Raw genomic sequence first — 11,801 nt, 5'->3', positions numbered from 1 at the left:
TTGTAAGCGCTTACAGCGTGGCGACGAAAAAGGGCGGCCGCGGCCACCCTCTCGGCCCCACCGCTCAGCGGGTGCGGTTGGCGAACTCGTTCAGCTTCGCGTCGGCGCGCACGCGCTTCAGGTAGGTGTCGGTGATGAAATCGGCCGGCAGCGGCACCGTCTGGATCGCGCCGGTGCCCCGCATGAAGACCGCGATCTGGCCGAACCACGCGTCCGCGTCCGAGTTGCCGCGCGAGCGGTCGAGGCGGGCGAGCTGCTGCGTCAGGTCGAAGGTCGGCCGGGTGTCGAATTCCTTCTTCATCGACGCGTCGCTGATGGCCACGCCGCCCTGCTCGTAGAACTTCTTCATCATCGCGAGCGCCTCGGACTTGTTGGCGGTCATCCACTTCCACGCGCGCAGGTAGACGGCGAGGAACTTGGCGACGTTCTCGGGGTTCTGCTCGGCGTAGTCGCCGCGCGCGATCAGCGCGCCGGGGACGACCACGCCGGCCTCCTTGCCGCTGCACAGCACCTTGGCACCGGCCTTCTCCTCGAGCGTGTAGATGTTGGGCGCCCACAGGCCCGCCAGTTCGGCGTTGCCCGACGAGACCGCCGAGATGATCTCGGCCTGCCCCATGTTCTTGATCGTCATGTCGGACTTGGCCAGGCCGTAGCGCTTCAGGCAGGCCTGCACCGCGTAGTCGCCGGTCGAATTGGACGTCAGCAAGATGGTCTGGCCTTTCATCGAGGCGGGATCACGGCTGATCTTGTCGGCGACGTCCTTGCGCACGAGCAGCGCGTTGCCGGCCGACTCGTCGTTGGTCAGGCCGATGGTCTTGATGTTGAAGCGAACGTGGCCGAGCACGGCGGGAACGGACCCGGTGCCGCCCACGTCCCACGACTTGGAATTGGCCGCCGCGATCTGCGGCACGCCGGCCGGGAAGATGCTGAACACCGGCTTCAGCCCGACCTCGGCCCACCAGTTCTTCTCGGTCGCCACATAGAACGGCAGCGCCCAGTACAGCGCCGGCTGGTAGCTGACCTTGATCTCGGTCAGTGCAGGCTGCGCGTGCGCGGCGGCGCCGCCGATCAGCAGCGCGACGAGGGCGATGGGGCGCAGGCGCGCGAGCGTAGGGGTCGTCATGGTGAGTCTCCGGTCTTGTCGTTGAAATCAGTGCAGGTCGCTGCCGTGCTGGTCGCGCAGCAGCTTCCACACATGGGTGCGCAAGTGGACGAAGGACGGCAGGTCCATCACGTCCTCGATGCGCGGGTGCTGGTCCCAGTCCTCGGCCTCGCGGACTGTCTTCACGTCGATGATTTCGCGGATCGTGCCGGGGCGGGCACTCATCACCACGATGCGGTCCGCCAGGTACACCGCCTCTTCCACCGCGTGGGTGATGAACAGCACCGTGCGGGGGTGGCGGCGGGCCAGCCGCACGAGCTCTTCCTGCATCACGACGCGGGTCTGCGCATCGAGCGCGCCGAAGGGCTCGTCCATCAGCAGCACCTTCGGGTCGAGCACATAGGCGCGCGCGATCGCGACGCGCTGCTGCATGCCGCCGGAGAGTTGGTGCGGGTACGCGCGCTCGTAGCCGCGCAGCCCCATCAACTCGATGTAGTGCTCGATGCGGCGCTTGCGCTCGGCCGCGTCGATGCCGAGCGAGATCAATCCGAACTCGACGTTGTCCCAGACCGTCTTCCACGGGAACAGCGCGAACGCCTGGAACACCACCGCGCGGTCGGGACCGGGGTGGCGCACGACCTCGTTGTCGACGCTGACGCTGCCGCCGCTCGGGTGCTCGAGGCCCGCGGCCATGCGCATGCAGGTCGTCTTGCCGCAGCCGGACGGGCCGACAACGGCGACGAACTCGCGGTCGCCCACCTCGAGGTTCACGCCCTTCAGCGCAACGAACGCCTGCCCGTTCTGGTGGAACACGCGCTCGACGTTCTCGAATTGGATGATGGCCATGGGGCGGGTTTCCTTGCTCGTTCTGTCCTAGAGGCCGCGGCGCGCCTCGATCGCCTGCTGCGCACGGCGCAGGCCGATGTCGATCAGCATGCCGACGACGCCGATCGCGATCATTCCGCTCATCACCGTGGCGGTCGAGACCGAGGCCTGACCCTTGACCATCAGGTAGCCGACCCCGCTCGACGCGACGATCAGTTCGGCGCCGACCAGCGACTGCCACGCCAGCCCCGCCGAGATGCGCAGCCCGGCGACGATCGACGGCACCGCGGCCGGCAGCAGCACCTGCGTCATCGAGCGGAAGCTGCCCGCGCCGAGCATCTGCGAGGCCTCGATGTACTTGCGGTCGACCTGCTTCGCGCCGCGGTAGGTGTTGATCAGCACGGGCGGGAACGCGCCCATGAAGATGATCAGCACCGGCCCGCCGATGCCGGTGCCGAACCACAGCGCGGCGAACGGCACCCAGGCGATCGGCGCGATGAAGCGCACCGCCTCGAAGGCCGGCGTGACGATCCGGTCGATCCAGCGGAACCACGCCATCGTCAGCCCGAGCGGAATTCCGACGATGACTGCGAGTACGAAGCCCATGCCGAAGCGCTGAAAGCTGGACCACAGGTGCTGCGTCAACGTGAAGCCGGCGAACGGCTCGACCAGCAGCGTGGCGAAGCGCGCGACCACGTCCCACGGTGCAGGGAGGAACGCGCGCGTCGTCAGGCCTGACAGCGCCAGGCCGCTCCACAGCGCGAGGAAGCCGATGCTGCCGGCGGCGGTGAGCGCCCAGAAGCGCGCCGGGGCGAGGCGGGGTTCCAGCATCACCGCACCTTCCACGGCATCACGCGCCGCTCGATCCAGCCCAGGCCCAGGGTCATCAGCCAGCCGCTCAGCGCCACGCTGGCCATGCCGACGACGATCATCGCGGGGTAGATGTCCTGCGAGGCCTGGTTCAGGATCTGGCCGAGGCCCGCGACCGCGCCGACCAGTTCGGCCGCCACCAGCGTGGTCCACGACGCCTGCAACGACAACCGCAACCCCGTGAAGATGCTCGGCAGGGCGCCGGGAATCAGCACCTCTCGCCAATACCGTGGGCCGCGCACGCCGAGCATCGCGGCAGCCTCGAAGATCGGCCGGTCGATCTGGCGCACGCCGGTGAAACTGTTGATGACCGACGGCACGAACGCGGCGAAGAAGATCACCATGATCTTGGCCGCGTCGCCCAGGCCCAGCCAGACGATGGCGAGCGGGATCCACGCCAGCGGCGGGATCGGCCGCAGCACCAGGAAGATCGGGTTGACCAGGGCCTCGACCGTGCGGCTCGCGCCCATCGCCAGCCCGAGCGCGATGCCGATCGTCGACGCGACGACGAAGCCCATCGTCACCAGCGCCACGCTGCGCAGCACGTGCTCCAGCAGCGCGGCGTTGGCGTAGCCCTCGGTCGCGATCTGGCGCAGCGCGCTGCCGACTTCGAGCGGCGTCGGAAACGTGTTCGGCGAGACCCAGCCCGTCGCGGCCGTGCACACGTACCAGAGCAGCAGCACGACGCCGAGCGCGAGAAGCGCACGACCGGCCGTCACGAGCGAGCGCCCGGCGGCGGCACGCGTCGCAGGCACCGGCGGCGTCGCGGGCGGAGCGTTCATCTGAAGGGCTTTCATGGCAAGGCGAGTTTCTGTAAGCGCTTACAGTATCGATGCCCACCCTGACCAGGTCAAGGCGCGGGGCGCACCAATTCGTCAGTGTTTTCCCGTGAAACCGGCCATTCGCGCGGAGCGCCAACCGGGCGTGTAAGCGCGTACAGTCACGCCATGTCCACGCCGTCGCGCGCCCTGCCCACGATCGAAGCGGTCGCCGCGGCGGCCGGCGTGTCGACCGCGACGGTCTCGCGCGCGCTGAACCGCCCCGACGACGTGCGCCCGGCGCTGCGCGAGCGCGTCGAGCGCGCGGTCGCCGAGCTCGGCTACGTGCCGAACGCCGGCGCGCGCTCGATGATGCTGCGTCGCAGCGGAACGATCGGTGCGATCTTCCCGACCGTCGACAACGCGATCTTCGCCAAGGCGATCGGCGCGCTGCAGCGCCGCCTCTCGGAGGCCGGCCAGCAGCTGCTGATCGCGACCTGCGATTACGACCCGGACGCCGAGATGCGCCAGGCCGTCAACCTGGTCTCGCGCGGTGCCGACGCGCTGGCGCTGTGCGGCACCGGCCAGCGCCCGGAACTGCTCGAGTTCCTGCGCCAGCGCGGCCTGCCCTGCGTGCACGTGATGATGCTGTCCGACGACCCGGCGCTGCTCAACGTCGGCTTCGACAACGCCGCGGCGATGGCGCAAGCCGTGCGCTACCTGCTCGACCTGGGCCACCGCCGCATCGCGATGCTGGCCGGCATCACGCGGGACAACGACCGCGCGACGGCGCGGCTGGCCGGCGTGCGCAGCGCGCTCGAGGCGGCCGGATTGAAACTGCCCGCGAACCGGCTGGCGGAGCGGCCCTACGGCATCGCCGCCGCGCGCGACGGCCTGCGCGAGCTGATGGCCGTGTCCCCCGCACCGACCGCGGTGCTCTGCGGCAACGACGTGCTGGCCTTCGGCGCACTGCTCGAGGCGCAGCGCCTCGGCATCGAGGTGCCCAAGGCGCTGTCGATCGTCGGCTTCGACGACCTGGAGCTGGCCAACCAGTTGCAACCCCCGTTGACGACGGTGCGCGTGCCGGCCGAGGAGATGTGGCGCACGGCCGGCGACCGCCTGCTCGCCGCCCTGCGCGGCGAAGCCGTGCCGCGGCGCACCGAGGTCGAGGTCGCGCTGGTGGTGCGCGGTTCGACCGCGGCGGCGCCGCGCCGCTGAGCGGACTATTCCGCGGTGATCTTCGCCGCGACGATCACCTTGCCCCAGCGCTCGACCTCGCTCTTCAGGAACACACCGAAATCCTTCGGCCCGCGCGCATCGACGCGGAAGCCCTGCGTCTTCGCACGCTCGGCGATCTCCGGCGTTGCCATGATCTTCAGCGCCTCGGCGCCGAGCTTGTCGACGATCGCGTCCGGCGTGCTGGCGGGCACCATCAGCGCGGTCCAGCTTTCGACCAGCAGGCCCGGCATGCCGGCCTCCGCGGTCGTCGGCACGTCGGGCACGGCCGCATTGCGAGCCGCGCTGCAGATCGCGATGGCATGCAGCTTCCCGCTCTTCACGTGCGAGATCGACTCGGGAAAGTTCGAGAAGATCACGTCGAGCTGGCCGCCGATCAGGTCGGTGATCGCTGGGGCGCCGCCCTTGTACGGCACGTGCACGACATCGGTCTTGGCGATGTCGTTGAACAGCGCCAGCGTCAGGTGCGGCGGCGTGCCGTTGCCGCTGGACCCGGCATTGAGCTTGCCACCCTTGGCTGCAGCCACCAGGTCGGCGAACGTCTTGATCTTGCTGGACGCCGGCACCACGATCAGCATTGGCGAGCCGGCCAGCAGCGCGACCGGCTTCAAATCCTTCATGAAGTTGTACGGCGCCTTCGGGAACAGCGTGTAGTTCGCTGCGTGGGTCAGCGTGATCGCCAGCAGCGTGCTGCCGTCGCCGGGCGACTTGGCCGCCGCATCGGCGCCGATCTGGCCACCGCCGCCGGGCCGGTTGTCCACCACCACGTTGACCTTCCAGCGTTCGCCGAGCTGCTGGCCGACCAGGCGCGCCATCACGTCGGTCAACCCGCCGGGCGGGAACGGCACGATGTAGCGCAGCGTGGCGCCGGCCTTCGGGTAGTCGGTCGCCTGCGCCCACACTGCGCCCGGCAGCGCGCCGGCCGCCAACGCGCCCAGCATCCATTCTCGTCGTTGCACTGTTGATGTCTCCGTTAACGGCCCTGAAGGCTCTTGATGACTGCATCCCCTAATTCGAGACCCTCGGACTGCGCCTTGACCAGCAGCGCTTCGCGGCGCGCCCCGGGCAGGCGCACGCCGTCGTCGACCAGCATCTCGCGCACCAGCACCTCGACGCGGTCGAGGAAGCCCTCGCGGCCGGCCAACGCGTCCGGGTCGATCACGATGAAGGTCTGGCCGATGCGCGGCCGGTTGCCTTCGTCGACGAAGAAGCTCGACGCCTCGAAGCCGAAGTTCGCACCGATCAGCGCCGTGACGAGCAGCTCGACCACCAGCGCCAGCATCGCGCCCTTGGGGCTCGAGACGGCGCCGATCGGCAGCATCGAGCCGGCCAGCCCGGCTTTCGGATCGGTGGTCGGATGGCCCTGCGCGTCGAGCGCCCAGCCGGCCGGGATCGCCTTGCCGTCCTTGGCCGCAACCATCAGCTTGCCGCGCGCGACTTCGCTCAGGCTCAGGTCGATCATCAGCGGCACCGCGTCGCCGCGGCGCGGAAAGATCGCCGCGATCGGATTGGTGCCGAAGATCGGGTGCCTGCCGCCCGCAGCCGGCATCGCCGACGGCGAGTTCGCGAAGCCGAGCCCGACCATGCCGGCCTCGGCCGCCACGCGCAGGTGATCGATCACGACCCCGCAGTGATGGCTGTTCGTGACGCCGACGATGGCGATGCCGAATTCGCGGGCGCGCGCGACCGCCTCCTTCACCGCCAGCTCGCAGGCCGCGAACGCCAGGCCCTCCTGCGCGTCGACGATCGCCGCCGCGCCCTTGCTCTTTGCCACCCCCGGCACCGCCGCCCCGTTGACGCGGCCGTTGCGCAGGTGCGTGCTGTATTGCGGCACGCGGCTCAACCCGTGCGACGCCAGGCCCTGGGCCTCGGCCAGCACGAGCGCGCGGGCGGTGGCCTGCGCCATCGCGGCGTTCGCACCCGCCGCCTGCAGCGCGGCAGCGACGAGGCCGCGCGCCTCGTCCATCGTGACGCGAGCCATCAGCGCAACTCCTCGAGCACGCGCTGCGCGATCAGCGACGACACCCGCTCGTTCGACTCGGCACTCACACCGGCGATGTGCGGCGTCAGCACCACGTTCGGGCAGCCGGTGAACACGCCGCCGGCCGGCATCGGCTCGGCGTCGAACACGTCGAGCGCGGCACCGCCGAGGTGGCCGCTCTTCAAGGCCGCGGCCAGCGCCGCCTCGTCGACGACCCCACCCCGCGCCGAGTTCACCAGTACCGCGCCCGGCTTCATCGCGGCGATGCGCCTGGCGTCGAAAAGGTTGCGGGTCGAGTCGACCAGCGGGACGTGCAGGCTGATGACATCGGCTTGCGCGACCAGGTCATCGAGACCGACGCACGCCACGCCGGCTTGCGCGAATGCGGGATGGGCGGAGTCCATCACCGCGTCGTACGCGATCACGGACATGCCCACACCCTGGGCCAGCTTGGCGGTGAGCTGCCCGATCGAGCCGAAGCCGATCAGGCCCAGCGTCTTGCCGCCGACCTCGCGGCCGTTGCTCAGCGCCGCGCGCGGCCAGGCGCCCGCGATCACCTCCGGCGTCGCCTGGTAGGCGCCGCGCAGCAGCATCATCGCGGTCGCGATCACGTACTCGGCCACGCTCAGCGCGTTGGCGCCGGTCGCGGGGATCACCTTCATCCCGCGCGCCTCGCACGCCGGCACGTCGATGTTGTCGAGGCCCACACCGAGTCGCCCGACGACGCGGCAACGCGCCAGCGCCGCCAGCAACTCGCCGCGCACCTGGGTACGATTGCGCACGACGATCGCGTCGGCCGCCGCCGCTTCGGCATGCAACCGCGCCGGCGCGTCGACGAGCTTCGGGTCGTACAGCACATCGTGCTTCGCCCGCAGCGCGTCGACGGCGCGCTCGTCCATGAACTCCGTGATGACGATGCGCGCCATGGCGGTCAGGCGGATTCGAACAGGCGGGTCATCACGAACTCGCGATGGCCCAGCGCCTCGGCGGCCGTGAAGCGACCGTTCGCGGTGCGCAGCATGCACTCCAGCAGCTTGTCACCGGCCTGGTCGAGGTTGATCTCGCGCTGCAGCAGCCCCGAGGTGTCGACGTCGATGTGCTCGCTCATCAGGCGCACGGTGCGCGGGTTCGAGCAGATCTTGATGACCGGCACGATCGCGTTGCCGATCACGTTGCCCTGCCCCGTCGGGAAGAAGTGCACCGCGTAGCCCGAGGCCGCGCACAACGTCACCATCTCGGCCGCGGCGCTCGACGAGTCCATGAACCACAGGCCCGGATGCGTGGGCATCTCGGCCTTGTCGATCACGCCGTCGACCGTGCACTTCTTGCCGATCTTCTGGATGTTGCCGAGCGCCTTCTCCTCGATCGTCGTCAGGCCGCCGGCGATGTTGCCCTTGGTCGGCTGCGAGTCGGAGAGGTCGCTGGTCTTGTGGCGGTTGATCATGTCCTGGTAGCGGTTGAACATGAACATGAACTGGTCGCGCACCTCGGTGGTCGCGCAGCGCTCGGCGACGATCTTCTCGCCACCGGTGATCTCCGACGTCTCGCCGAAGCACAGGTAGTTGCCCAGCGGGTGCAGCTTGTCGAACGCGTTGCCGACGGTCGGGTTCGCGCCGCAGCCGGAGGTGGTGTCGCTCTCGCCGCACTTGGTCGAGACCCACAGGTCGCTGATCGAGCATTCCTCGCGCTGCTTCTCGCTGGCCCACTGCACGTACTCGCGCGCGGCCTTGCTGGCCTTCATGATGGTCTCGTGGTCGCCGTGGCCCTCGATGCCGAAGCCGATCACCGGCTTGCCGGTCTTGGCGATGCCGTCGACGACCTTCTTGGTCCAGCCGTCCTCGATGCCGATGACGACGACCGCGGCGACGTTCGGGTTGCAGCCCGCACCGATCAGCGTGCGGAAGTGCAGGTCCAGGTCGGCGCCGAATTGCAGGCGGCCATACGGGTGCGGGATCGCCATCGTGCCCTTGATGTTGTGGGCGACGGCTTCGGCCGACGCGTTCGACAGGTCGTCGAGCGGCAGGATGATGACGTGGTTGCGGACGCCGACGCGGCCGTTCTCGCGGCGGTAGCCGAGGAAGGTGGTGTTCTTGTCGATGATGGACATGATCGTGTGTCTCCTGCTTACCAGCGCTTGGTCTTGATGTTCTGAACGTGAGCGTGTTCGCCCGCCTTGATCGGCGCGACGACCTTGCCCATGTCGATGCCGTACTTCAGCACGGTGTCGCCGACGGCCATGTCCTTCAACGCGACCTTGTGGCCGATCGGGATGTCCTGCTGGGCCTTGACGTTGATCGTCTTGTCCTCGTCCATGATCCAGCCGGTCATGTCGGTGCCGGCCTTCACCCCTTCGACGACAACCACCGCGACGGTGTCGTGTGCGTCGTGCAATACGAAATGAATCATCTGCGTCTCCTGTTTGGCGATTCGAACAAGGCCCGATCTTAGGCGTGCGCAAGCACACGTCAAACGTGTCATCTAGATGACTTAGGTCACACAATTGATATGGATGTACACTTGGTTTCATGCAAGCCGTGTCCGCTCCGCTGTTCGAGGCCATCGCGCCCGAGACGGCCGGCATGCCGCTGTACCGGGTCGTCAAGCGCTCGCTGCTGAACGCGATCGAATCGGGCCACTGCCCCCCGGGAGAGACGCTGCCGAGCGAGACCGAGATCGCCGGCGCGATGGGCGTGTCGATCGGCACGCTGCGCCGCGCCGTCGACGAACTGGCCGCCGAGCACATCCTGGTGCGCCGCCAGGGGCGCGGCACCTTCGTCGCGACCCACAACACCGACCGGTTCCTGTTCCAGTTCTTCCATGTCGAGCGCGCCGACGGCCTGCGCGAGGCGCCGCTGGTCGACCTGGTCTCGTTCGAGCGGCTGCGCGCCGACGACGAGCCGGCCGAGGCGCTGCAACTGCGCACGGGCGACCCGGTGATCCAGATCGAGAACCGCCTGCGTCTGCAGGGCCACGCGGTGATCTACGACCGGCTCACGCTGCCCTCCAGCCTGTTCAAGGGCCTGACCGAGAAGCGCTTCCGCGAGCGCCCCGGCACGATCTACCAGCTGTACCAGTCGGACTTCGGCATCAGCGTGCTGCGCGCCCAGGAGCGCGCCCGCGCCACCGCGGCGGACCGCAATGCGGTGCGGGTGCTGAGCCTGCCGTACGGCCAGCCGGTGATGCAGGTGCGGCGCACCGCGCTGACCTTCGGCGATCGGCCGGTCGAGCACCGGATCTCGATCATCAACACCGCGCACCACGACTACGTGAATCTCTTGTCTCGACCCGCAGGCAAACATGACTGACAGCAGCAGCACCATCGACCTCACCCGCGCCGCGCGCGCCGCCGAGCAGGCGGCCTACGCGGCGGGAACGCACCTGCAGGCCTCGCGATCGCGACTGTCGGAGATCGTCATCACGCACCAGGCGCCGGCCGACGTGGTCGCCGCGATCGACCACGAGGCGCGCGGGCTGATCCGCGAGGTGGTGCTCAAGCACCTGCCCGATCATCATTTCCTCGGCGACAAGGGCCCGGTCGACGGGCCGTGCTGGGTCGTCGACCCGATCGACGGGCGCGCCAACTACCTGCGCGGCTACCCGCAGTACGCCGTCTCGATCGCCCTGGTAGGGGCCGGCGAGCCGCTGGTCGGTGTCATCTACGACCCGTGCCGCAACGAGTTCTTCGGCGCGATCCGTGGCCGAGGCGCGGTCCTCAACGCGCAGCCGATCCGGGCGGCTTCGCGACGCACCGCGGCCGAGTCGCTCGCGGCCACCGTGTTTCCGCGCGCCGCCAGCCCGCGCATGCCGGTCTACATGGCGGAGCTCGGCCGCATGCTGCGCGCGTTCAGCGGCGTGCGCCGTTCGGGCTCGATGGCGCTGGAGCTGGCCAGCCTGGCGGCCGGACGCATCGACGCGTTCTGGCAGCACGACATGGGTGCGTGGGACGCTGCCGCCGCGATCGTGCTGCTGCGCGAGAGCGGCGCACTGGTGACGGCGCGCGACGGCCGGCCGCTGCTCGAAAGCGCGTCGGTCATGGCCTGCACGCCGCCGCTGTACGAGCCGTTCCTGAGCCTGCTCGCCGAGGCATGACCGGGCGAGCTTTGGCTTAAGCTCGCGCAGATGAAGAAACACAACCTGACGGGCCGCAACTTCCCGACCGCGCAGCAGGACGCGGCGAAGGACGCGGCCAAGAACCTGTCCCGGTACGAGGGCCCCGAGAGCTCGTACAAGCTCGCGTTCACCGACTCGGCCTTCCTGCTGCGCGAGGAGATGCGCCCGGTGCGCATGCAACTCGAGCTGCTGAAGCCCGAGCTGATCCAGGACGAGCAGGGCATCCAGTCGACGATCGTGATCTTCGGCAGCGCGCGCATCGTCTCCGCCGAGGTGGCGCAGCGCCTGGTCGACGACGCCAGCGCGGCCGGCGACGAGGCCGCGCTGGCGATCGCGCAACGCCACCGGCGCATGTCGCCGTACTACGAGGAGGCGCGGCGCTTCGCGGCGCTCGTCACCGAGAAGTCCAAGCACCTCGAGACGCCCCTCTACGTCGTCACCGGCGGCGGCCCCGGCATCATGGAAGCGGGCAACCGCGGCGCGTTCGACCGCGGCGGCAAGAGCATCGGCCTGAACATCGTGCTGCAGCACGAGCAGGCCCCCAACCCGTACATCACGCCGGAGCTGTGCTTCCAGTTCCACTATTTCGGCCTGCGCAAGATGCACTTCCTGATGCGCTCGGTCGCGCTGGTGTGCTTCCCGGGCGGCTTCGGCACGCTCGACGAGCTGTTCGAGGCGCTCACGCTGATCCAGACCGGCAAGTCGCGGCGCCGCCCGGTGTTGCTCTTCGGCCGCGAGTTCTGGACCGGGCTGCTGAACTTCGACCTGCTGGTCGAGACCGGCATGATCAGCGCGCTCGACCTGCAGCTGTTCCGCTTCGTCGAGACCGCCGAGGAGGCCTGGGCCTTGCTCGAGGCGGAGTACGGCTTCGAGCTGAGGGAGAACGGCAAGGAGCTGCCCGCCGTCGACCTGTGATCGC

At 69.2% G+C, this 11,801-nt stretch carries 13 protein-coding genes; 4 read left to right on the top strand and 9 right to left on the bottom strand.

Annotated features, from left to right (window positions below; all coding sequences use genetic code 11):
• Positions 1 to 64: 64 nt before the first annotated feature.
• Genes ACWH49_RS16115 through ACWH49_RS16100 form a run of 4 tightly spaced genes read right to left on the bottom strand, consistent with a single transcriptional unit; the run spans position 65 to position 3,579 of the window.
• Positions 65 to 1,123: an ABC transporter substrate-binding protein gene (locus ACWH49_RS16115; RefSeq protein ID WP_448172371.1), complete on the bottom strand. Its 1,059-nt coding sequence runs from the start codon at positions 1,121 to 1,123 to the stop codon at positions 65 to 67.
• Between the two features lie 27 nt (positions 1,124 to 1,150).
• Complete coding sequence (locus ACWH49_RS16110) at positions 1,151 to 1,948, bottom strand: ABC transporter ATP-binding protein (RefSeq protein ID WP_448172370.1); 798 nt, start codon at positions 1,946 to 1,948, stop codon at positions 1,151 to 1,153.
• 27 nt (positions 1,949 to 1,975) lie between these two features.
• Positions 1,976 to 2,758: an ABC transporter permease gene (locus ACWH49_RS16105; protein WP_448172369.1), complete on the bottom strand. Its 783-nt coding sequence runs from the start codon at positions 2,756 to 2,758 to the stop codon at positions 1,976 to 1,978.
• Positions 2,758 to 3,579, bottom strand: coding sequence for an ABC transporter permease (locus tag ACWH49_RS16100; protein ID WP_448172368.1), 822 nt, complete (start codon positions 3,577 to 3,579; stop codon positions 2,758 to 2,760). Before ACWH49_RS16100 ends, ACWH49_RS16105 begins: the two co-directional genes overlap by 1 nt.
• A gap of 165 nt (positions 3,580 to 3,744) precedes the next feature.
• On the opposite strand from ACWH49_RS16100, the gene ACWH49_RS16095 reads away from it, so the two are divergent.
• Entirely contained in the window at positions 3,745 to 4,773 is a 1,029-nt protein-coding gene (locus ACWH49_RS16095) for a LacI family DNA-binding transcriptional regulator (protein WP_448172367.1), read from the top strand.
• A 5-nt stretch (positions 4,774 to 4,778) separates the two neighbouring features.
• Here the strand turns inward: ACWH49_RS16095 and ACWH49_RS16090 are convergent, their stop codons facing one another.
• The 5 genes from ACWH49_RS16090 to ACWH49_RS16070 are packed head-to-tail and all read right to left on the bottom strand — an operon-like array spanning position 4,779 to position 9,178.
• The gene (locus ACWH49_RS16090) at positions 4,779 to 5,732 is read right to left on the bottom strand and encodes a Bug family tripartite tricarboxylate transporter substrate binding protein (RefSeq protein WP_448172366.1); all 954 of its coding nucleotides are present in this window, start codon (positions 5,730 to 5,732) and stop codon (positions 4,779 to 4,781) included.
• Positions 5,733 to 5,764: 32 nt separating this feature from the next.
• Positions 5,765 to 6,772, bottom strand: coding sequence for an Ldh family oxidoreductase (locus tag ACWH49_RS16085; RefSeq protein ID WP_448172365.1), 1,008 nt, complete (start codon positions 6,770 to 6,772; stop codon positions 5,765 to 5,767).
• Positions 6,772 to 7,698, bottom strand: a complete 927-nt coding sequence (locus ACWH49_RS16080) for a hydroxyacid dehydrogenase (RefSeq protein WP_448172364.1) — start codon at positions 7,696 to 7,698, stop codon at positions 6,772 to 6,774. The genes ACWH49_RS16085 and ACWH49_RS16080 overlap by 1 nt, the downstream gene beginning before the upstream one ends.
• Before the next feature lie 5 nt (positions 7,699 to 7,703).
• Positions 7,704 to 8,879, bottom strand: coding sequence for a UxaA family hydrolase (locus tag ACWH49_RS16075; RefSeq protein WP_056461791.1), 1,176 nt, complete (start codon positions 8,877 to 8,879; stop codon positions 7,704 to 7,706).
• Positions 8,880 to 8,896: 17 nt separating this feature from the next.
• Entirely contained in the window at positions 8,897 to 9,178 is a 282-nt protein-coding gene (locus ACWH49_RS16070) for a UxaA family hydrolase (RefSeq protein WP_056461788.1), read from the bottom strand.
• 119 nt (positions 9,179 to 9,297) lie between these two features.
• Here ACWH49_RS16070 and ACWH49_RS16065 point away from each other — a divergent pair, with 119 nt between their 5' ends.
• From ACWH49_RS16065 to ACWH49_RS16055, 3 genes are read left to right on the top strand one after another with little or no spacing between them, the layout of a single operon-like run.
• Complete coding sequence (locus ACWH49_RS16065; protein ID WP_448172363.1) at positions 9,298 to 10,077, top strand: GntR family transcriptional regulator; 780 nt, start codon at positions 9,298 to 9,300, stop codon at positions 10,075 to 10,077.
• Positions 10,070 to 10,861, top strand: coding sequence for an inositol monophosphatase family protein (locus tag ACWH49_RS16060; protein ID WP_448172362.1), 792 nt, complete (start codon positions 10,070 to 10,072; stop codon positions 10,859 to 10,861). Before ACWH49_RS16065 ends, ACWH49_RS16060 begins: the two co-directional genes overlap by 8 nt.
• 30 nt (positions 10,862 to 10,891) lie before the next feature.
• Positions 10,892 to 11,797 (top strand): LOG family protein, encoded by a 906-nt coding sequence (locus tag ACWH49_RS16055; protein ID WP_448172361.1) that lies wholly within the window; start codon positions 10,892 to 10,894, stop codon positions 11,795 to 11,797.
• Positions 11,798 to 11,801: the final 4 nt, after the last annotated feature.

Source organism: Rhizobacter fulvus, assembly GCF_964020785.1.
The sequence above is the reverse complement of the archived record's forward strand: the minus strand, read 5'-3'. Positions and strand labels throughout refer to the sequence as shown.